Source organism: Candidatus Alistipes pullistercoris (assembly GCF_027665465.1).
Lineage (GTDB): Bacteria > Bacteroidota > Bacteroidia > Bacteroidales > Rikenellaceae > Alistipes_A > Alistipes_A hominis.
Genome location: NZ_JAQDED010000002.1, coordinates 71,267 through 94,632, shown reverse-complemented (window position 1 = coordinate 94,632; position 23,366 = coordinate 71,267). Strand labels below are relative to the sequence as shown.

The following is a 23,366-nucleotide window of genomic DNA, read 5'->3' as shown; positions in this document are numbered from 1 at the left end:
TATGGTGCATAAACGAAATAAAAGTAGTAAATTTGCCAAATAATGACAAATTGAAAAAATATTCGAATGTTATTCGCTCAAAAGATCAAAGCGGCCAGAGTCCGAAGCGGATTGTTGCAAAAGCAATTGGCTTCGGCTTTGAATATAGATGTCCCTATGTATAGCCGAATAGAACGCGGAGACAGGCAAGCTAAAAAGGAGCAAGTGGTATTGCTTTCGGATATCTTGAATATCGAACGGGAAGAGTTGTTGAGCCTTTGGATTGCGGATAAGATAAATGCAATTATCGGAGACGATAAAAACATTGCAGATAAAGCGTTGAAGACTATAATTGACAATAGAAATGGAAATAAAGACTATACACACGCTTATTAACGGAGATAGCAGGAATCTTTCTCTTATGCCGGACAAATCCGTCCATCTGATCATTACGTCGCCCCCGTATTGGCAATTGAAAGATTATGGGAGTGATGGGCAAATAGGATTTCATGATAGTTACGAAAGTTATATCAACAATCTGAATATGATCTGGGCGGAGTGCAATCGAGTATTGCATGACGGTTGCCGTTTGTGCATAAATATAGGAGACCAATTCGCTCGTTCCGTCTATTACGGACGTTATAAAGTGATTCCCATAAGAACCGAAATCATACGTTTTTGCGAAGCTCTCGGAATGGATTATATGGGAGCCGTAATTTGGCAGAAGCAAACAACGATGAATACGACAGGGGGAGGAGCTGTTATGGGTAGTTTTCCTTATCCTCGAAACGGTATTTTGAAAATAGATTACGAATTTATCCTAATTTTCAAAAAACAAGGTAAGGCTCCCGTTCCCGCTATTGAGCAAAAGCAATGTTCGGAAATGACAAAAGATGAATGGAATACATTTTTTGCTTCCCATTGGAATTTCGGTGGGGCTAAACAAGACGGACACATTGCGGTATTTCCTGAAGAATTGCCGCACCGTTTGATAAAAATGTTCTCTTTTGCTGGAGAAACGGTATTCGATCCATTCATGGGTAGCGGGACTACGGCTTTGGCAGCGCGTAATCTGCAACGTAATTCTATCGGGTATGAAATAAATCCCGATTATAAAAAATACTATGAGGAAAAGGTCGCTTCATCCTTTTCGTTCGGCAATGTAGAATATAGATACAGCAACGATAGATCTGTTTTCGACATGGACGAAAAGAAGAAAACTTTGCCTTATATATTCAGTGACCCGCACAAAATGGAAAGCAAAATCGAGATTAAGAAGTTGCAATTCGGTTCACGGATAGATAAAGACAAGAAAGAACGGGAAGAGTATTTTTCTGTAAAAACGATCTTGTCACCAAATACTATTGTATTGAACAATGGACTTACCATACGACTGCTCGGAATCAAAGAAAAGCCATCTGTCAATGGTAATGCGACAAGATTTCTTGCGGAAAAGACAAAAGGAAGGAAGGTCTTTTTACGTTACGATGCCATAAAGTATGATGATAAAGATTTGTTGTTGTGCTACTTATACTTAGACAACAAAACTTTTATAAATGCACATATGCTGAAAAACGGTTTGGCAGACGTGGACTATTCTTTTGATTTCAAATATAAAAACAAATTCGAGAAACTGATAAACCTATAACGTTATGGATAGATATTCAATGAATTTCGGGAAAAAGGAACGCGTGCTGAACTACGCTTGCCAAACATACCAATTATCCCGTCCGAATAAAGTAGGTGCTGTAATGGCTCTTATTCGCGATTGCCAACCTTCTTCGTTCGATGAATGGCAATCATGGTATTTCGAAAATGCTCATACCGCAGGAAAAAATCCGACGAAAATCACAGTCGAAAGTCTCCATGAATTGGGTGAACGGTTGTATGCAAAAATTACGGAAGTCGTGATTCCGGAATGGGAAGCAGCTTTTCGTGAATTGACAGAACAGGACTGCATTGACTATATATACAATCTGACTATAAATCGTACTTATGACGGTTATATACGAGAAAAGTCTGTAATCAATGACGGATTGGTTAAAGTATTTCCTAATATCAACTTCGAAGAAAGCGATCCTGAATTGGATCATGCTGGAGATATTGATTATATCGCAAAAATCGGAGATAAAGCCATAGGCATACAAATCAAACCGATAACAGCGAGTGCCAATTTCGGTAGTTATTCGCTGACTGAGCGAATGAAAGCGAGTTTCGAATCGTTCAAAGAACGATATGGCGGTAATGTGTTTATCGTATTCAGCTTAGATGGAGAAATTGCCAATAAAGAGGTTATAGGTCAGATTCAATCCGAAATAGATCGGTTGTCGAATTGAGCACACTCTGTTTTTGAAATCGGATTATGAAAGGAAAGAATATCAAAAACGAATCGCTCCCATCTATTGAAGTTATCGACTTATTTTGCGGTATCGGCGGATTGAGCTTCGGGATGAAAAGCAAGGGATTCAATATCCTTGCAGGGTATGATCTCGATGCGACCTGCCGGTATGCTTATGAAACGAACAACAATGCGAAATTCATATATAAGGATATTAAAACGGTGTCTCCGGATGAAATCCGCACAGCCTACGGCAAAGGATCTATTAGAGTGTTGGCAGGATGCGCCCCTTGTCAACCGTTTTCGTCGTATGCATTCAAAAACAAAAAGAAAGATCCGAATAAATACGATTTATTATATGAATTCGGACGATTGGTCAAGGCTGTTCATCCCGACATCGTTACGATGGAAAACGTGGCTCAAATCTTATCTTTCAAAGAAAAGCCCGTTTTATCCGATTTCGAGAATCTTTTGAAAAATGAAGGATATCATGTGTGGGTAAATCCAGTATATTGCCCCGATTACGGAATACCGCAAACTAGGAAAAGATTGGTGTTATTAGCATCGCGATTGGGAAATATCGAGTTGATCAACCCGACGCATAAGCCTAACGAGTACAAGACGGTGAAAGAAACGATCGGAGATTTACCCGAACTCAAAGCCGGAGAAACCGATAAAAACGATCCATTGCATAGAGCCAAAGCATTATCGCCATTAAATCTCGAACGTCTTCATCATACTCCATACGGAGGCAGTTGGAAAGATTGGCCGAAGGATTTACAATTACGGTGTCATAAAACCGATAACGGACGCTCGTTTGGTAGTGTCTACGGTAGAATGGTTTGGGAAAAACCAGCCCCTACTATGACAACTCAATGCACTGGTTTAGGCAACGGCAGATTCGGACATCCTATACAAGATCGTGCTATTTCCATTAGAGAAGCTGCTCTTATACAAACTTTCCCGATGACGTATAAATTTTTCGCTGACGAAGAGTATGTCGCTATTACCAAAGCATCGAGATATATCGGCAATGCCGTTCCACCGAGACTGGGAGAAGTCATAGCCGAGAGTATTATATGCCATTTGACGCGAATTGTCAACTAACTCCATGAATATTTATATGAAAGAATATCAGCTTAATGTCGATCCTCGGATTTTAGAGTTGTTGGGACCGAATCTTTATACGAATATTTATTATGTATTGGCCGAACTTGTCGCTAATGCGTATGATGCAGATGCACATAATGTATATATCATTTCTAATAAAGACGATATCAGAATCGAGGATGATGGGCATGGTATGTCTTATCAGAATGGAGAAGTAAAGAAGTTCTTGAACGTAGCCGGTGTCTCTCGAGTTAAAGAAGAAGAATCTATGACACGTTCCGGAGAGAGACGAAAAATGGGACGAAAAGGCGTTGGTAAGTTGGCGGCATTGTCTGTTTCCGAATCCGTTGATGTAATGACTATCAGCGATAACGAGAAATCCGGTTTCGTTTTATCTCGTAGACCGATAGACGGGAATAAGTTACGACCTATTGCCGATGATGATATAAAATTCGTATATATTCAAGAGCATGGAACAGCGATCGTAATGAGGAATCCTCAATACAGATTGAATAAATCTATGGATTCGGTTAAACGGAATTTGTTAAAAATATTCCCATTAGTCAACGATAATTTCAAAATACACATAATCAGAGGCAATGAAACAGTTACAATAGACACCTTTGACGAAAATATTGCAAAAGAGTTATGTGCATTTATATCTTTAGGGGATGACTTTTCCGATTTAGCAAAAAATATTCCTAACCAATATCCGGCAAAACGAACTGAATTAGTTGAGCATAGAGAGCCGTATACAGAGCCGATCAATCTGAAAGACAATGCAGGAAAAGATCATGAATATACGCTTAAAATAATGGGATGGATCGGGGCATACGCTTCTACAAGAGGGCGTAAAGCGGCACTTACCGATTTCCCCGACAACTTCATATCCTTATATGCGAATAAAAAAATGGGAGAGTTCAATATTTTGCCGATAGTCGGTCAAAATAAATTGAATGAAGTTTATGTAGTTGGACAACTATATATCGATTTGTTCGAATTATCGGAACTTCCAGATATGGCATTGAGCAATAGGCAAGGCTATAAGTCCGACGACCCACGATATGAGGCCGTTATAAGATACGTGCGAACTATTCTACTTCCGGATATTCTTCGGAAAAGAGGTTTGTTTTCTAATGAACAGAACAGAGAGAAGAAGCAACGTAAATTGAATGAACAAAAAAATACAGAAGCAAAATTTAGAGAAGCCGTCGACACATTCAGAAATATAGTGAGTGAAAATGCAGCTGAAAGTATAGGACGATTAGCACCAGATTCTTCGAGAGAAACGATCGAACAAGTCATATCCGATGCGATCAATAATAATGCTAATGCTTTAGGATTAAAAACCGTAGTGGATTCCCAGAAAAAGAAAATACTGATTAGTCACGCTTCTAAAGACAAAGCATTAGCTGATTTGATATACTCATTTTTAGTATTTAATAACATTCCGCCCGAAGATATCTTATACACGAGTTGCGACGATGAAATTAGCCGCATTCCCGAAGGGACTGCATCGATATATAACTATTTACGGGATTTCTTTGTGGAAAGTTACTCTAATCAAAAAATCTTCGTCATATTCGTTACGAGTGATAACACCCCGAGTGCATGGGGTGCGATGACAGAAATCGGAGCATCTTGGATCACACAAGTAGATAATAGAATCTTTAATATTACCCCATTCCGACCGCAACATCCCTTAAATGATGAAGCTTTATGGCATAGTACGGAACGAAACGAGAATGATGAACTATGTATGACCAAACTAAATGCCGATATTTTTTGCCAGAAAATAGAAGCGACTTGCGACAAGCTCGGCTATGCAAAGAAAAGTCGTAAAGAAAATATGGATCATCTTAAAGAACGAATCGTTATTAAGTAGAGATGGCAGACACGGTCAGTAAAGAAAAGCGTTCGGAAATAATGTCTCATGTCACAGGAAAGGAAACAAAACCGGAAAAGATCGTCCGAAAATATCTGTTTGCTCAAGGTCTGCGATATCGAAAAAATGTAAAACGGTTGCCGGGAACTCCGGATATCGTTCTTCAAAAGTACAAGGCTGTAATATTCGTGAATGGTTGTTTTTGGCATGGACATCAAGGATGTAAATATGCTCATTTACCATCTACGAATTTGGAATATTGGGAGAAGAAGATTGCGGATAATTTAGAAAGGGACAAACGTAAAACGCAAGAATTAGAAAGGCTTGGCTATCGAGTATCTGTTGTATGGCAATGCCAATTAAAACCCAAAGTTAGAGAACAAAATTTGAGAAGTCTATACAACAATATCGTTGAACATACGTAAAATGCCAATCGCTATATACCATAGCCTTCATAAGCAAGAAAATTATTGCTATAAGTTGAGTGTTTTAAGTTATTTGACTATCTTTGCAGTGAGAAGAGTTATTTGACAGCATAGCAACGCAAAACGCTGAAATTCGCACAGTTTCCAAATCGTTACCTCTATTTCTCAAATAATTCGCTAAAAGTTTATTTCTCAATCGGTTAAGTCAAACCGAGAAAAATCTAAAATAAATTTTCTTTTAACGGATTTCCGGCGGAAAGTTTTGAATAAGTGCCTCGGGATCGTTTTCCGGGTTGGAATAACGCCCGGTAAATCGTACCTTTGGGGCGTAAAATAAAACGGAACAGACGCATGATTACGGTTTCAAACTTGGAAGTACAATACGGGAAACGAGTTCTTTTCAAAGATATCAACCTGAAATTCACGCCCGGAAACTGCTATGGGGTGATCGGTGCGAACGGCGCCGGCAAATCGACTTTTCTGAAAGTGCTCAGCGGCGATGTGACGCCGACGCGCGGGTCGGTCGCATTCGGGCCGCACGAACGGCTGTCGGTGCTGAAGCAGGATCACTTCGAATTCGACGAGTGTACGGTGCTGGATACCGTGCTGATGGGACACCAGCCGCTGTGGTCGCTGATGCAGGAGAAAAACGCCCTATATGCGAAACCCGATTTCTCGGAAGAGGACGGAATCAAAGTCGGCGAACTGGAAGAGAAATTCGCCGAGATGGACGGCTGGAACGCCGAAAGCGACGCTGCCAACCTGTTGAGCGGGCTGGGGATCAAGGAAAATCTGCATTACGAACTGATGGGACGGCTGAACGCCAAAGAGAAGGTGCGCGTGCTGTTGGCGCAGGCCCTGTTCGGCAAGCCGGACAACCTGCTGCTTGACGAGCCGACGAACGACCTGGACGTCAACACGATCATGTGGCTCGAAAACTACTTGGCGAATTATGAGAATACGGTGTTGGTCGTTTCGCACGACCGCCATTTCCTCGATTCGGTCAGTACGCACATCGTCGATATCGATTACAGCGACATCAACCTGTTCTCCGGAAATTACAGTTTCTGGTACGAATCGAGTCAGTTGGCCGCCCGTCAGCAGGCCAACCAGAACAAAAAGGCCGAGGAGAAGAAAAAGGAGTTGCAGGAATTTATCCAGCGGTTCAGCGCCAACGTGGCCAAATCGAAGCAGACGACCAGCCGCAAAAAAATGCTCGAAAAACTCAATATCGAGGAGATCAAGCCTTCGATGCGCAAATATCCGGGGATCATTTTCCAGCCCGAGCGCGAGCCGGGAACCAAAATTCTGGCGGTCGACGGCCTCAGCAAGACGGTCGGCGGCGAGACGTTGTTCCGAAACGTATCGTTCACGATCGAAAAGGGAGACAAGGTGGCGTTCCTGTCGCGCGAGCCGCGCGCGATTACCGCGCTGTTCGAGATCGTCGCCGGCGACGACAAGCCCGACAGCGGTATGGTCGAGTGGGGCGTAACGATCAATCCGGCCTATTTGCCGTTGAACAATGCGCCGTTTTTCGACAATCAGCTGACCATCGTGGACTGGTTGGCCCAGTTTTCGCAGGATACCAGCGAATTGTACCTGCGCGGGTATCTGGGCAAGATGCTGTTCAGCGGCGACGAGATTTACAAGCAGGTCAACGTGCTGTCCGGAGGGGAGAAAATGCGGTGCATGATCGCCCGGATGATGATCCGCCAGGCCAATACGCTGTTGCTCGACTCGCCGACCAACCACCTCGACCTGGAATCGATCCAGGCGTTCAACAATGCGTTGGTCGCCTTCAAGGGCGTCGTGCTGATGACTTCGCACGACCACGAGTTCATCAATACGGTGGCTAACCGGATCATCGAGATCACGCCGAACGGAATGATCGACAAGTACATGGAGTACGACGACTACCTGTTCGACGAGCGGGTGCAGGAAAATCTGAACCGCCTGTATACGAAATAGCGGACTTGCGCCGTTCGAAAATTGTTTATTATGAGATTGAAATCGCTTATACGGATCGTGCTGTTACTGCTCTGCTTTTCGGGCGGCGTTTCCGCGCAGAGTCCGGCCGATTCCGCGGCTTTGGCAAATGCTTCGTGGCGGACGGTTTACGATGCGGACGGGATGACTGTCCGTAAGTTGTCGATCCGCCTTTTCGATTCCGATCAGCAGATTTCGTGCATCGAGATCGCCCCGGAAAAATACCGTTTGGCCGTGATTCAGGATTCGCTTCGTACGAAGACTTCCCGGATCGGGAAGCAGTCCGGCGGGGTAGCGGCGATCAACGGGGGCTTTTTTAAAACCCGTACGAAACAGGCCGTAGCCATGGGTTTCATAAAAACAGGAGGATATCGGCCCGCCCAGATAGGGGCCGAAACCGGCGTCGCCGTGGCGGTCGATACTGCGGGAGTACTGCGGTTGATCGATTGGAGTCTGGCGATGGAGCAGGCGGACGCTCCGCATCGGGATCGGTATCCCGATGTGATGGTAACCGGCCCGATGCTGCTGCGCGGCGGCCGGTCGTTGATTCCGTGGGATTCGACGGCTCCCCGCCATCCGCGATCCTGCGTCGGGACGAAAGCCGACGGAACCGTCCTGCTGATGGTCGTGGACGGACGGCAGAGCCGCGCGGCGGGGATGGCCCTGTGCGAATTGGCTTATGCGGCCCGCCTGATGGGAGCGGCGGATGCGATAAACCTCGACGGGGGAGGATCTTCGACCTTGTGGACGAAGGGGCAGGGGATCGTCAACGCTCCTTCCGACCGGATGCTCTTTTTTCGCTCGGAACGTCCCGTCTGCAATGCGATCGTCGTGAAACGTAAATAAGGAATGATACTGTACTTGATTGTTATACTGTCTGTTGTGTCCGTGACGCTGGATCTGCTGATCCTGCGCCGGATTCGTCGGCGGTTACCGGACAAGCGGTGGCTGCGGAGACTCTATCTGGCGCACTTCCTGTTGCTCGATGCGGGGATCGTCGCCGCGCTGCTTTTTTACCGCTGCTGCTCCGAGGCGGGGGCGGAAAGTTACATGCACGTTATCCTGTGGGTGATCTGCCTGTTCTTTATGAGCGTCGGGCCGAAGTCGGTCTACATGTTGGTTTCGCTGCTGGATTATCCGGCCGGTTGGGTACGAAGAAAAAAGGTGCGGTTGTTTTCGAGGATCGGTCTGGCGGCTGGTGCGCTGACCCTGCTCGTGATGATATGGGGTGCGACAGCCGGCCGGTCGCGGATCGTGGAGGAAGACCTGATCGTCCGTTCGGATAAGATTCCGGCCGCTTTCGACGGTTATAAGATAGTACTGTTTACCGACCTGCACGCCGGCAACGAACCCGGGAATCGCCGCTTTATCCGGCGAATGGTGCGGAAGATCAACGAACAGCATCCCGATCTGGTTGTCAATGCGGGCGACCTGGTCAATATAGATGCCCGCGAGCTGACCGATTCGGTGATGTCCGTATTGTCCGGAATCCGTGCGAAAGACGGGGTCTATTCGGTGTATGGCAATCACGATCTGGGGATCTACCTGAGCCGGGACAGCGACCTGACTCCGCGGCAGAGTTTCGACGAATTGGCCGTCCGGCAGCGGGCGATGGGATGGAACCTGTTGGATAACGAGTCTCGGTACGTCCGGCGCGGCAGCGACAGCATCTCGGTGACGGGGGTGAATTTCCCGATCGGGAAAAAACTGAACGGACGGCAGAACGTCGATTTCGCACGCTGCGATTTCGACGCAGCCTACCGGGGAGTGCCCGACAGCCTGTTCAACCTGTTGATCGCCCATACTCCGGAAGTGTGGGACGAAGCGCTGGCTACCGGACGGGCCGATCTGACCCTGTCGGGACATGTACATGCGATGCAGCTCAAAATCCGGCTCGGCGGATGGGCGTGGTCGCCTGCCGAATGGATGTACGATCGATGGAGCGGTCTGTACGAAGAGGACGGGAAATACCTTTTCGTCAACGACGGAATGGGATACGTGATGTATCCGATGCGGATAGGCACTTATCCGTCGATTACGGTGATTACGCTGAAATCCGAATAAAAGCAGGAATTAGGAGGATAGTTTCATGCCGATCACCCCGAGGACGATCAGCGCCGCGGAGAACAGCCGCCAGAATCCGGCCGAGTCGCCGAAAAAGAAAATTCCCATCAATAGCGTTCCGACCGCGCCGATACCCGTCCAGACGACGTAGGCGGTGCCGATGGCGATCGTCCGCTGGGCGACGTAAAGCAAGAACATGCTCAGCGCCATTGAAAAAATGGCGATCAGGATACCCCATATCTTGACCGGCATACTCTGCGACAGTTTCAGCCCCACTGCCCATCCCATTTCGAAAAGTCCCCCGAGGATCAAATAAAACCAAGCCATAATTCGTTCGCTTCAATAATTGACGCGCCGAAGGTAGCGAAATTTCCGGCCGTTATGAAATTGTCGAAAAAAAATTGTATTTTTGTCCGTAATCTTTTTAGACGGATCGACGGGATAACCGACCAGAAATGAAAAAACGCATATCCGCCATATTCGTACTGCTCACGGGAACGCTGTTGCTGGCGTTGTCGGCGTTGCCGCATCACCATCACGGCGACCGGATCAGTTTCGTCGCTCCGGAACGGTGCGTCGAATGTTTCGGGCACGTTCCCTGCTGCGGAGGGAACGACGATCACGGCGGATCGGACACGGACTGCGATCTGCGGTATCTGTTCGTGATGTACGGACGGGGCGGCAGCCAGCTCGTACAGGCGGTCGATCAACAGGACGATCCTACGGGCGGTTATCATTTTCCCGTCACGCTTTTCTTCGATTCCGTTTTTACGTTCGACGCCCGCGTTTATGCGATGGCGACGGTCTCTTTCGCACCGTTTGCCGAACCGGCTGCCCGGCCGGATGCGGCGGCATTGCCGCTGCTGCGGGCTCCTCCCGTTTTCATTGCATAGTTTTTGTTTCCGCACGGCGGAAAGACGACTCTTTCGTTTGCAAACGAGGGAGCGTGTTCACATGATTCAAACAAAAAATCCATGCAATGAATAAAATATTGTTAGCAAGCATACTGTCCGTAGCCCTGATGACGGGTTGCGGGAACCGGCCTTCGAGCGCCGGAGCGTCCGGGGACGGACATACGTCCGAAGCGGAACACGGCGATCACGACGGCCATGACCATGAAGCCGAAGGGCACGATCACGAGGCCGAGGAGGCCGGGCGCGCGGGACACGATCACGGAGCCGGAGGGGATACCCATGCCGGTGAAATCGTCTTTACGAAAGCGCAGGCTGCGCAGACCGATTTCGAACTGTTCGAAGTGCAACCCGTTACGTTCAATGAAGTGATTCCTACCAGCGGTCGGATCATGGCAGCGCAAGGCGACGAGGCTTCGGTCGTAGCGCCGGTCGGCGGCGTCGTGTCGTTCACCAATAAGAAGATCGCCGACGGTACGCCGGTCGGCCGCGGGGAAACGCTGTTTACGATTTCGTCCAAAGAGATGGCCGAAGGGGATTACGTGGCCCGCACCCGCTCAACGTACGAGCAGGCCAAAGCGGCTTTCGAACGCGCCGAAAACCTCGTGAAAGACAAGATCATTTCACAGTCGGATTACGAACAGAGCCGGCTCGCTTACGAAAATGCCAAAACCGCCTACGATGCGGTTGCAGGCAAAACTTCCGTCCGGGGAACACGGGTTACGGCCCCGATCGGCGGTTTTATTAAGAATGTCGCCGTGAGCGAAGGGGCCTTCGTCGAAGTGGGACAGACGCTGGCCACCGTTTCGCAGAACAAACGGCTCGTACTGCGCGCCGAAGTGTCGCAACGGTACCTGAACGATCTGCGTTCGGTGTCGGGCGCGAATTTCCGTACGCCGTACGACGACAAAGTCTACTCGCTCTCCGAAATGAACGGGCGGCTATTGTCGGTCGGTAAGAGTTCCGACGGCAGTTCGGTTTTCATTCCGGTTATTTTCGAATTCGATAACGGCGGGGACGTGATCCCGGGATCGTTCGTCGAGATTTATCTGATATCGTCGCCGCAGCGCGACGTGCTGACCGTGCCGCTGAGCGCCGTAACGGAGGATCAGGGTGTTCACTTCGTATTCGTGCAACTCGACGACGAGGGGTATGCCAAACGGGAAGTGAAGCTCGGCGCGGACGACGGCAGGAACGTACGTGTGTTGTCGGGTCTGAAAGCCGGCGAGACGGTCGTCAGCAAAGGCGTCGCGCAGGTAAAAATGGCTTCGTTCTCCGGGGCGATCCCCGAAGGCCATTCGCACTCCCACTAAATCGCCTGCGTCATGCTGAATAAAATCATAAACTTTTCATTGCACAACAGGCTGTTGGTGATGATTGCGGGCGTCGTGCTGCTGGCCGTGGGCACGTTTACCGCCCGCCATATGGAGGTCGACGTTTTTCCCGACTTGAATGCGCCGACCGTGGTCGTGATGACCGAGGCGAACGGAATGGCCGCCGAAGAGGTCGAACGCACCGTGACGTTCCCGATCGAAACGGCCGTCAACGGAGCGACCGACGTGCGCCGCGTGCGTTCGTCGTCGACGACCGGATTTTCGGTCGTCTGGGTCGAGTTCGACTGGGGAACCGATATTTACCGGGCGCGCCAGATCGTTTCCGAAAAGCTGGCTACGCTCAGCGAGACGCTGCCGCAGAACGTCGGCACGCCGACGCTCGGGCCGCAGTCGTCGATCCTCGGCGAACTGCTGATCGTCGGACTGACGGCCGATACCACTTCGTTACAGGAACTGCGGACGCTGGCCGATTGGGTGATCCGCCCGCGGCTGCTGGCTACCGGCGGCGTCGCCCAGGTAACGGTGATCGGCGGCGACATCAAGGAGTACCAGGTGCTGCTCGACCCGGCGCGGATGCGCCATTACGACGTTTCGATGCAACAGGTGCTCGACGTGGTGGCCGACCTGAGCCGCAATTCCAGCGGCGGTATCCTGAACCAGTACGGCAACGAATACATCATCCGCGGGGTGCTTTCCACGGCCGACGAGCAGGAGTTGGGGAAAGCCGTCGTTAAGACGACGGACGGCATTCCGGTGCTGCTCGAAAACGTTGCGGACGTGAAAATCGGAGCGAAATCGCCGCGGCTGGGCGTCGCTTCGGAGCGCGGCAAACCGGCCGTTCTGATGACCGTGACCAAACAACCGAATACCAATACGCTCGAACTGACCGACAAACTCGATCGGACGCTCGCCGAAATCCAGCGCACTCTGCCGCCGGACGTGCATGTTTCGACCGACATTTTCCGGCAGTCGCGGTTCATCGAAAGTTCGGTGGACAACATTCAGAAAGCGCTGTTCGAGGGGGCTATTTTCGTCGTGATTGTGCTGTTCGTCTTCCTGATGAATTTCCGCACGACGGTCATATCGCTGATCGCGCTGCCGCTGTCGTTGCTGGTGTCGGTGCTGGCGCTGAAGGCGATGGGGCTTACGATCAATACGATGAGCCTCGGCGGTATGGCCATTGCGATCGGCTCGCTGGTCGACGATGCGATCATCGACGTCGAGAACGTATTCAAGCGACTCCGACAGAACTTTTTGAAACCGAAAGAGGAACGGCTTCCGACGCTTACGGTCGTTTACGAGGCTTCGAAAGAAATCCGTACGTCGGTCGTCAATGCGACGATCATTACGATCGTGGCTTTCGTGCCGCTGTTTTTCCTCGGCGGGCTCGAAGGACGCATGTTGCGTCCGCTCGGGATTTCGTTCATCGTGGCGCTGTTCGCGTCGATGGTCGTCGCCGTGACGCTGACGCCGGTGCTGTGCAGTTACCTGCTGACCGGCGATCGGGTGTTGCAACGCAGCCAGAAGGAACCGATCGTTTCCCGTTTCCTGAAACGAATTTACAAAAAAGCGCTCGAATGGGTGCTTTCGCATAAACGGCTCGTAATCGGTTCGACCGTCGCGCTGTTCGTCGCTTCGCTGGTCGTATTTTTCAGCCTGGGACGGAATTTCCTGCCGCCGTTCAACGAAGGTTCGCTGACGATCAATACCTCTACGATGCCCGGCATTTCGCTCGAAGAGTCCGATAAGATCGGGCGCGAGGTGGAACGTATCCTGCTCGAGATCCCCGAAATACAGACGGTCGCCCGCAAAACCGGGCGCGCCGAACTGGACGAACACGCGCTCGGCGTGAATGTTTCGGAAATGGAGGCTCCGTTCGAACTGGACGAGCGTTCGCGTCAGGAGTTTCTCTCCGACGTGCGGGCCCGGCTCGGCGTGCTGAAAGGCGTCAATATCGAAATCGGCCAGCCGATTTCGCATCGGATCGACGCGATGCTGTCCGGCACGAAGGCCAATATCGCGATCAAACTGTTCGGGCCCGACCTGAACCGGCTTTTCTCACTCGGAAATCAGGTCAAAGGCGCCGTTTCGGGCGTCGCCGGCGTAGCCGACCTGAACGTCGAGCAGCAGGTCGAGCGTCCGCAGTTGCAGATCCGCCCGAAACGCGAAATGCTCGCCAAATACGGCATTCCGCTGCCCGAGTTTTCACGATTCATCGAGGTGGCGCTGGGCGGCGAAGTCGTTTCGCAGGTCTACGACCAGGGGCGTTCGTTCGACGTAACGGTCAAGATGGACGATGCCGACCGATCCGATATGGAGCGTATCGGGAATCTGACGATCGACGGGACGGCCGGTAAAGTGCCGCTCAGTTACGTGGCCGATATCGTATCGACCTCGGGGCCGAATGCGATCAGCCGCGAGAACGCACAGCGCAAGATCGTCGTATCGGCCAACGTGGCCGACCGCGACCTGCATAGCGTGGTGGGCGATATCCAGGAAATGATCCGGGAGAAGGTCGATCTGCCCGAAGGATACCATATCGAATACGGCGGCCAGTTCGAGAGCGAGCAGGCCGCGTCGCGGGTGCTGTCGCTTATGTCGATCATTTCGCTGCTCATTATCTTCTTGCTGCTGTTCCAGGAGTTCCGCAGCCTGTCGGTGTCGGGCATCATCATGCTGAATCTGCCGCTGGCGCTGATCGGCGGGATCGTTAGCATCTGGCTGACCAGCGGGGAGGTCAGTATCCCGGCGATTATCGGCTTCATTTCGCTGTTCGGCATTGCGACGCGCAACGGCATACTCCTTGTATCGCATTACAATCAACTGCGCAGCGAGGGCATGTCGTTGCACGACAGCGTGGTGAACGGATCGCTCGACCGGCTGAACCCGATCCTGATGACGGCGCTGTCGTCGGCGCTGGCTCTGATTCCGCTGGCGCTCGGCGGCGACTTGCCCGGTAACGAAATTCAGAGTCCGATGGCCAAGGTGATTCTGGGCGGACTGCTGAGTTCGACGCTGTTGAACGGGTTTATCGTTCCGGCAGTTTACCTGATTATTAACCGTAAAAACAGCAACGTATGAAATGCATCCTGATATTTGCGGCCGCCCTGTTTGCGGGGACGGCTTACGGTCAGCGCAGCGTTGACGACGTATTGCGCGAGGTCGAAGCCGCGAGCAAGGAACTGAAAGCCCAGCGCGAACTGACCGCCGCCCAGAAGATGGAAGCCCAGACCGGCAAGTACCTCGCCAATCCGAGCGTCGAGTTCGAAAGCCTGTGGGGCGGGGCCGAACGGATCCGTAATTCCGAGTTGACGGTGATGCAGGCTTTCGATTTTCCGTCGGCTTACGCATCGCGCAACAAGATTGCGAAACTTCGTTCGTCGTATTACGATACGGAAGGCGCCGCGTTGCGTCAGCAGTTGTTGCTGGACGCTAAGACGTTGTGCATCCAGATCGTCCACCTGAACCGGATGAAGGAGTTTTTGTCCGAACGGGTCGTCAATGCCGAACGGCTGGATTCCGCTTACCGTCGGAAGTTTGCAATCGGAGAAGCCAATATTCTGGAATGTAATAAGATCGGAGTCGAGCTGATCTCCGCGAAAACCGAGTATAACCTCAATGAAGCCGAACTGCTGGCCAAATGTCAGCAATTGGCTACGCTGACCGGAACCGAAAGCGACCGGTTTTCCGGTCTGGTCTATCCGACCGTGGAGAGTTTGCCTGCATTCGAACAACTGAGCGCGCTGTATATGGAGCAAAATCCGCAAGTGCAAAGCCTGCAGCAGCAGGTGTCGGTCGATAAGCAAAGCGTATCGCTGAACCGTTCGCTGTCGCTGCCGAAGTTCGAAATGGGTTATCGGCACGATTTCGGCGGGGAAGGACGTTTCAAAGGGTTCAAGGTGGGAATGTCGATTCCGCTTTTCGAGAACAAGAACAAGGTGAAGGCCGCGCGCGCCCAGGCGGCTTCGTCATCCGCTCAACTGGAAAGCGTTCGGCTGAATGCGGCGTCGGAGCTCCGGCAGTTGTACGACCAGGCCGTTACGCTGCGGGAATCGATGCGGTCGATGGAGTCGGTGTTGCAGGCGCAGAATAACCTGTCGATGCTGAACAAAGCGCTGGATGCCGGACAGATCACGGTGATCGAGTATATTACCGAGATCGGCGTGCTGTACCAGAGCCGCCAGATGCAGTTGCAGCTCGAACGGGATTACAATTTGATAACAGCCCAACTTTTCCGGTTCGAATTGTAGGAACGCGTTCCTACAATTCGAACTTTATTTTCCGAATAACACGCTTCCGGTTTTGTCCGTAAGCGTGTTATTTTTTATTTAAATTTGTGTGTTTTTATACAAATAAAATATTTTTTAAACATTTATTTCAAATGTCAATTTAAATACCTATCTTTGGCACGGTGAAAATATGTCTTTTACGCGGATGTCGAGGCATTTAGTAATCAGAGTGATAGCAGATCGCCGGGAACGAACGGCATAAAACGAATAGAATCGGAAAGATGAAAATTGTAGGTGAACCGAAAGCATTTTTGAGCAACGAAGCATTGCAGCTCTTGAATCTTTATGAATCGCTGGGGCCGAGGGCGGAGATTTTCCTGCCGCGCCACATTTTTGACAACCTCACGAGTTTCGTGAGCCTTTGCATGGAGGAGCCCGACGATCCGGCCAAACAGCAGGCCGAGATCAACCGTTACCTGTTGAAGTTCAGGGAGGATATTCCGGGTTATACGGACGTTTCGCTGATGCTCATTCCGCACAGCAATTCGAAAGCGTTCGAACTGAGTAACCGCCGCGGCAAATTCGTCAAAAAAATCAACGCCCTGCTCGATACCGACGGTACCACCACCGAAGTCAAAAACGTGCTGCGGAACATCCGCGATACGCACGACCTCTCGGTCGGAACGCCTCCGATCAACAGTTTCCACATCGACTTCATGTCGCAGGTGCAATTGGGCGGCCATGTCCGCGATCTGCGTAAATACCGCGACGTGATCGGCGTGACGGGCGATATCAACGAGGCGCACTGGAATTACCTGATGGACACGCTCGAGCAGATGATCAGCCAGAGCACCCACTATACGACCAAAGCCGAGATCAACGACTTTTTGCACCGCAGCCAGTGGGCCGTGAATTTCAAGGGGATGAACGGCATGATCCGCACGGTCGTTTCGGGCAATGCCGACAAAGCCGTGTCGCTGCTCAGGGGCGACGTGTTCAACAAGGATGCCGTCGTGGTGCTCGAAAGTCCCGCGCCGGAGGATCTGTACGACCGGATGACGGTCGACACCACGTCGATTTTCGTGGTAAAGGTGAAGCATGCCCGGATCAACCACTATTCCGGGCCGAAGTGGTTCCCGCTGCTGACCCGTCTGGTGATCGTCGACGATTCGAAGGAGTCGCGCAGTTCGAACACTTCGCTGGTTTTCTGTTTTCACAACGGGATTATCAATACGCTGAATAAAGTACACACCAAAAAGCTGGGTTCCCCGGCCAATACGCAGTTGAACCTACGGTTGATCCTTGAGAACGTGAATCCTTCGTTCCTGATGGAGTTCCGCGAGAAACTCGAGGTGCAAATCGAGGAGTACGGCCGCGAGATCAAGTCGCTGCTGGTCGAGCAAACCGGCGACGACGCCGACGTCGAAAAGCGGATTACGCTGTTCAAACTCGACGCCTTTTCGCGCCAGGTCGTACAAGACAAGTATTCGCTTGAGAAACTGCGCGATTTCATTTTCTTCCTCGAAAACTGCCACAAGCAGGAGAATAAGAAGATCCAGACGCAGGAACTGATCGACGAGTTCGAAGGCCGGATGCGGAACTATTTTTACGCCGGTAATAAGCTGATCGACGTCATCACGATTCTCGAAGGAGGCGGACGCCACCAGATCAAGACTTTCGGCGATTATCTGCGCAGCCGGACGTTCAATAACCTCAGCAGCAAGATCCGTTACGCCTGCCAGTTGATCCTGGACGTTATTCCGAGCTGTTACGAACGCACCCTCAAGAACCATTTCCATAAGAATTTCGGAATCAACTTATTCCTCGAAAAGTATCAGGAGTACCTGACCAAGGTGGGCAAGGACGCCGACAACAAGGGGCGTTTCGAAAAATTCCTGATCGATTTGGGGATTCGCGACAAATATTTCGCATTAAGCGACGACGACAAGGATATCGTCAAGAATTTCCTGTCGGCGCTCGGCAATATGGATCAGACTTCGGTATCGGATTCGGTGCAGATGATTATCCGCGACCTGTTGTTCAATCCGAACGGCCGTCCGAAACCCTATATCATTTACAACGGCGTACAGGCTTGGGAGTATAAGGATCTGCTGCCGGACGACTGTTTCGACGTCAATCCGTTCGACATCGAGATCGAGAACGACGCAGACGGCCGCCTGGCTTACGATCGGCTGATCGACCGCCTGTCGCGGATCAAATCGACGCTGGCGCTGTTCGACGACAGCGGCAGCCTGTGGGATCTGTTCTGCGAGAATACTACGATCATTATCAACGACCCGAACAATCCGACCGGTTATACCGATTTTAATACCGAGTCGGTCAATAACTTCCTGCGTTTCCTGAACAGTTGCAAGATCACGCTGTTCCTCGACGAAGCGTATGCCGAAAGCGTGAAGATCGAAGATACCACGATGCCCAAGTGGCGGACGATTTCGCGCTACATCATGAACAATATCAACGCGCAGTCGCGAATCAAGGCGATTTCGTCGCTGTCGACGACCAAAAACCTGGCGGCGACCGGCGAACGTCTCGGAGCCATCGCGCTGACGCCGCAGGCTGCCGATTTCGCGAAATACGCCCGCAGTTGCAACAGCGCTGCGCACGGCAACAACAATTCGTTGCTGATGTTGAACAATACGCTCGAAACGGCCCAGGTCGCCAAAAGTATCAAGGACCGCGTCGAAGCCGAACTGCCGAAAAACGCGTCTCGGTCGAAGATCAAGAAGACGATCGTCAAATTCATCGTCGACCAGATCGGCAAAACCGAGCAGAACAACGAGATCAGCAAAACCAACCGCCAGTTGCACAAGACGGCCGGATTCGAAGGATCGCCGCTGTACCTGTTCCTGCTCGACGAACTGGTTTCGCTCGATAAGCTCGACGTGCTGGGCTTGCCCGACGACTTCAAGTACCATAACGAGCCGTTCTTCATGTACTACCAGTCGCGCCTGGTCGAAAACCTGAACCGTTTCCGTGTCAACAAGAATTTCCGCAAAGAGTCGTTGACGCGGCTGAAGATGGCCCTGTCGGTCGCTTCGCGGCTACTGGACGGCACCGCGGAAGGCAAATACCTGAATTATATCAAATCGGACGGTTCTTATCTGTTCAATTTCCGTATTCGCGGCAAGTTCAGCTATGCCGACATCCTGCTGTTCTGCCAGTCGCTGGCCCGTTACCGGGGGATCGCTACGGTTCCGTATCCGACCGGCGTAGTACGCTTTTCGCTGGGCGGTTACATTTCGGCCGGGAAGGAGGGGATGAAGGTGTTTACCGCCGAGATCGAGGATGCGTTCTCCATTTTCATCAAGTATTGGATCCGGTTCGCCGATGCCCGCAACGATGTTGCCAACAAGGAGGTCGAAACGGCCGATTTGTTGCAGGGCGTTTTCGGTTATGCGAAGGATCAGGACTTTATCGACAGCGTGATTGCGGATTACAAACTGTCGGGCAAATACAAAAAGGACAAAGCGCCGTCGTTGCAGATCCGCGACGTACGATCGCTGTACCATACTTCGCCCGAACGCAGCGGCGTGACGATCACGACGATCGGTCGCTCGGCCAATTCGGTGATCGAACTGCACGGCGATATCGTCGGCAGTTGCAAGGACGTGTTCGAATTCATCAAAAGCCCGGCCTTCACGAAGGTCTATGAAAACTTGTTGGCGCAGGTGTACAAGCGGGTTCCGGCGTTGGCCGACCTCGATTTCAATACGGTCAGCTCGCGTTACGGCAAGGCTGTGATCCTGAAGTATATCACCAACAAGCGGACTTTCCAGCCGAATCACCACGTGCTGGATAATCCCGAGGAGAAGAACGTGATGCGCGAGATCCTGATCGAGATGGAGAACCTGCTGTTCTCGGATAGCAAGATGAAAATCCTGGCGATCAACGCGACCGGGAACCCCGAACTCGACAAAGCCAAGCTGGAAGGACTGAATTCGATCCTGAAAAAGTATATCCGCGAAATCCTGCTGCACTTCAACCTGCCGTTCGAGAAGGAGAGTCTCGAACCGAGCCGCAAGGAGATCATCCGCGTAGCCGGGGAGTGTTTCGAGGAGATTACCGGAATTAAGCTTTCGGAACTGAACCTGAATATCTGGGTGGACGAGTTCATGCAGAACCTGCGCGACCTGCCCGAATTCAAGTCGCTGCGGATTTCGCAGAAGTGCATCGGTTACATTACCGACAGCGTGGCCGCCGGGATCGCCAAATCGCCGGGAATTACCGACAAGATCTTGTACCTGTATTTGCTGAACAACGACAATTCGTTCTACAAGCTGGTTTGCAAGAAGCTGAAATATTTCGACGACAAGATCAGCAACTGCGACGATTCCGAACTCAAGATGTTTACCGAAGAGTTCGTTTCGAGCATCCTGCCGATGGAGTTGGAAGAGTTGAGCAACTACATCATGCGCAAGAAAGACATCAAGATCGCCGAGAGCGAGATTTATGCCGTTTCGCGCCGCGTAGTGCGGTTTTACATCAGCATGATCAAGCGTACCCGCGGTACGGACTATTACAACCGTTATGCCCACACGATGGTGCGTATCGTCGAAACAGCGTTCAAGAAGCAGAATTCGAGCGTCAACGAGATGGTGCAGCACGGTATCTCGCTGTACAAAGGATTCGAGATGGACAACAAATCGCTGGAGTCTTTTGAAAACGGCAAGATCGGGTGGATCAATGAACTGATGATCAAATGCGGCGTGATTTCGTCCGAACAGCCCGTTCAGGAACATACCCGGATCGTGACCGATGCGAAGAAGCGCGAGTATCCGTTCCACAAGGTAGATCGCGTGGTGAGCCGCAAGGAGAATGCCGGAACGCTCGCCGAAACCCCGACCGAATATATCAAGCACATCGACACCCGGCCGGATTCGTCGTTCTTTACGAACCGTCTGGCCCGTTTCGTCGCCAACATGGACTCGGACGACTACCGTTGTAAAGTAGTGAAGCACGGGATCGTCAAGGAACTGGTGATTTTCCAGAAGGGATACATGAAGTACCTGACCGATAACTTCCGGTTGAATTATACGGAAGATATCAGCCTGAAAGATATCAAGAATTTCGTGCCGGACGTAATTTCGCTGTTGGGCGCTCCCGAAAAGCTGATCTCGTTCCCGCAGATCGGGTATTTCGATATCAAAGGGCCGGCCGGCAATATCAAGACGATCGTGACGCCGTTGAAATCGGAAGCCGACTACTTCGGCGACGTGAAAAAGCCGCGTCTGACGGTCATCAACGAGAAGGTCAAGGAAATCGGCGGCGTTCCTCGCCACGGTTCGCTGTTCTTGGTCGAAGAGAACGACGGCAGCGTGTTCGTGGTCGAGATCGACGGCGACAGCGGAGTCGGCAAGAGCGAGATGATCGCGGCTTTCGTACTCAAGTGGCTGCGCAACAACCTCGAAGGTATCCGTTCGGTGAAGATGATCGCCGGGGATATGTTCCACGAGTTCCAGGATGCCGAAGGCAATCTGTACGGGATCGGAACCGAAGTGGGCGATTTCTCGCGGACGACCGACTTCGACCCCGATTATATCAAGTATTACAAGTACCTGTTCGAAAACAGCGCCGACAGCAATGTGGAAGACCGCAACGCCCGCAGCACGGTGGGCGGCATGTGCGACATCACGATGCCGTTCAAGATCGACATCATGCTCAGTGCGAGCAACTATTCGAAAGAAGAGGGCGGTATTACGCGCGCCGACAATCCGGAAACGTTCCTGCTCTATACCGACGCCCACGGCGAACGGAAAGAGAAAGCGACCAGCGGCGACGGTCCGAACTTCCAGCGTACGTTGAAGCGCTATACGGCCGATAAGGGAATCGTCGAAGTGATTTCGCGTCACGGCAACTACTTGGACGATATCCTGGACTGGGACTACAATCCGTCCGACAAGCAGTATTACCTGGCTTCGTCGTTCAAGCTGCTGGATAAGATCGACGTAACCGAAGTGGTGAAAATGATTTTCGTCAACCGCAGATTCGTGCGCGACGGCATCAGTTACCTGATCGAGGACGTATCGTTCGATATGATCCAGAATCGGTTTATCGCAACGGCCGTTTACGAAAGCGATAACGAAAAGATCTATACCGACGTCGTGATCGACCGGAAGATCTTCAGTTCGATGTTCGACTCGCTGGCGAGCACGCCGGGCGGACAGCCGTTCATTTCCGAGGAAGGGCAGGTCGAATGCGTCGAGAATCTGATTCTCTGTCTGCGCGGAGGCAAAGACGGCAAGGGCAAGGCGCGCGAGATCCAGTGCGGCGTTCTTTCGACCGAAATCGGCAAAAAGGGGCGCGAGATCACCGGGCCGCAGAAAGCCGCCGCCGCTCTGAAGCAACTGATCCAGGAAGTGCGCGTCAACAAGCCGGAGATCAACGAGGGCAAGATCAAGGTCAAGAAGCTGATCAACGAGAAATACCGTCATATTTTCAACGGAGAGATGAACAGTTCGGAACTGTGGCGTTACAACTTCTACCTGTACCAGCTCGAAAACATGCGCAAAGCCGATCTGCGCCGAATCGACAACCGGAACAAAAAGGTGGATATCAGCAACCTGGTGAACTTCCGCCCGTCGGACAAGCACAGGGAGTTCAGTCCGCTGCTGGTCAATCCGAACCTGAATATCGAACTGTCGAGTTTCAGCGAAACATTCGAGGAGCTGATGAGTTTCCCGAATTACCCCGACTTTGCCGAGGAGTTTGCGGCGAAAGTGGGTACGCTATATATTGCCGAGGGTTATAGCGAGGAGACGAATATCAACAATATGATCGTTCAGTTGCTGATCTTGGAGGGTTACATCAACAGCGACGATATCGCCCGCGGTAACGTAATCGAGAAGGTAAACCGCGAGACGATCGCCGCCGCGAAGTATGCCGTCGTACAGTTCCTCAATCAGAAGAAGGAGAGTGCGCAGCAGGCTCCGGCTCCGGTCGCCGAGAAGCCGTCGCCGAAGAAAAAATAGGCACGGATCGATCCGAATAGAAAGGGGGCGTAACCATTGGTTACGCCCCCTTCCGGTTGTGAAGAAATTATTTGAAACAGTGGTCTGAGCTTATTGAAAGAAGATCGGCCGTTCGA

General features: G+C 51.2%; 15 protein-coding genes. 14 read left to right on the top strand and 1 reads right to left on the bottom strand.

Annotation, left to right across the window (positions count from 1 at the left end):
• The first annotated feature begins 66 nt into the window (after positions 1-66).
• From PGR91_RS03760 to PGR91_RS03720, 9 genes are all read left to right on the top strand, one after another.
• Positions 67-375, top strand: coding sequence for a helix-turn-helix domain-containing protein (locus PGR91_RS03760; RefSeq protein ID WP_015547643.1), 309 nt, complete (start codon positions 67-69; stop codon positions 373-375).
• Positions 344-1,627 carry a DNA methyltransferase gene (locus PGR91_RS03755; RefSeq protein ID WP_118657297.1) on the top strand — a complete coding sequence of 428 codons (1,284 nt, stop codon included), beginning with the start codon at positions 344-346 and terminating at the stop codon, positions 1,625-1,627. The genes PGR91_RS03760 and PGR91_RS03755 overlap by 32 nt, the downstream gene beginning before the upstream one ends.
• A gap of 4 nt (positions 1,628-1,631) precedes the next feature.
• Positions 1,632-2,315, top strand: a complete 684-nt coding sequence (locus tag PGR91_RS03750) for an MjaI family restriction endonuclease (RefSeq protein ID WP_259336751.1) — start codon at positions 1,632-1,634, stop codon at positions 2,313-2,315.
• A gap of 26 nt (positions 2,316-2,341) precedes the next feature.
• Entirely contained in the window at positions 2,342-3,424 is a 1,083-nt protein-coding gene (locus PGR91_RS03745) for a DNA cytosine methyltransferase (RefSeq protein ID WP_118657299.1), read from the top strand.
• Between the two features lie 16 nt (positions 3,425-3,440).
• Positions 3,441-5,312 carry an ATP-binding protein gene (locus PGR91_RS03740; protein ID WP_182424276.1) on the top strand — a complete coding sequence of 624 codons (1,872 nt, stop codon included), beginning with the start codon at positions 3,441-3,443 and terminating at the stop codon, positions 5,310-5,312.
• A gap of 2 nt (positions 5,313-5,314) precedes the next feature.
• On the top strand, positions 5,315-5,737 hold the full coding sequence (locus tag PGR91_RS03735; protein WP_118657300.1) for a very short patch repair endonuclease: 423 nt from the start codon (positions 5,315-5,317) through the stop codon (positions 5,735-5,737).
• 351 nt (positions 5,738-6,088) lie between these two features.
• Positions 6,089-7,705 (top strand): ABC-F family ATP-binding cassette domain-containing protein, encoded by a 1,617-nt coding sequence (locus tag PGR91_RS03730; RefSeq protein ID WP_055203800.1) that lies wholly within the window; start codon positions 6,089-6,091, stop codon positions 7,703-7,705.
• A gap of 30 nt (positions 7,706-7,735) precedes the next feature.
• Positions 7,736-8,569 (top strand): phosphodiester glycosidase family protein, encoded by an 834-nt coding sequence (locus PGR91_RS03725; protein ID WP_118458324.1) that lies wholly within the window; start codon positions 7,736-7,738, stop codon positions 8,567-8,569.
• 36 nt (positions 8,570-8,605) lie between these two features.
• Complete coding sequence (locus PGR91_RS03720) at positions 8,606-9,787, top strand: metallophosphoesterase (RefSeq protein WP_228385769.1); 1,182 nt, start codon at positions 8,606-8,608, stop codon at positions 9,785-9,787.
• Between the two features lie 9 nt (positions 9,788-9,796).
• Here PGR91_RS03720 and PGR91_RS03715 read toward each other — a convergent pair whose 3' ends face one another.
• Positions 9,797-10,114, bottom strand: coding sequence for a DMT family transporter (locus PGR91_RS03715; protein WP_055203806.1), 318 nt, complete (start codon positions 10,112-10,114; stop codon positions 9,797-9,799).
• 128 nt (positions 10,115-10,242) lie between these two features.
• On the opposite strand from PGR91_RS03715, the gene PGR91_RS03710 reads away from it, so the two are divergent.
• From PGR91_RS03710 to PGR91_RS03690, 5 genes are all read left to right on the top strand, one after another.
• The gene (locus tag PGR91_RS03710) at positions 10,243-10,680 is read left to right on the top strand and encodes a hypothetical protein (protein ID WP_118458327.1); all 438 of its coding nucleotides are present in this window, start codon (positions 10,243-10,245) and stop codon (positions 10,678-10,680) included.
• Between the two features lie 86 nt (positions 10,681-10,766).
• On the top strand, positions 10,767-12,011 hold the full coding sequence (locus tag PGR91_RS03705; RefSeq protein WP_228385770.1) for an efflux RND transporter periplasmic adaptor subunit: 1,245 nt from the start codon (positions 10,767-10,769) through the stop codon (positions 12,009-12,011).
• A gap of 12 nt (positions 12,012-12,023) precedes the next feature.
• Complete coding sequence (locus PGR91_RS03700) at positions 12,024-15,113, top strand: efflux RND transporter permease subunit (protein WP_055203812.1); 3,090 nt, start codon at positions 12,024-12,026, stop codon at positions 15,111-15,113.
• Positions 15,110-16,282, top strand: coding sequence for a TolC family protein (locus tag PGR91_RS03695; RefSeq protein ID WP_055203814.1), 1,173 nt, complete (start codon positions 15,110-15,112; stop codon positions 16,280-16,282). The genes PGR91_RS03700 and PGR91_RS03695 overlap by 4 nt, the downstream gene beginning before the upstream one ends.
• 260 nt (positions 16,283-16,542) lie before the next feature.
• Complete coding sequence (locus tag PGR91_RS03690) at positions 16,543-23,250, top strand: aminotransferase class I/II-fold pyridoxal phosphate-dependent enzyme (protein ID WP_055203816.1); 6,708 nt, start codon at positions 16,543-16,545, stop codon at positions 23,248-23,250.
• The last annotated feature ends 116 nt before the right edge of the window (positions 23,251-23,366 follow it).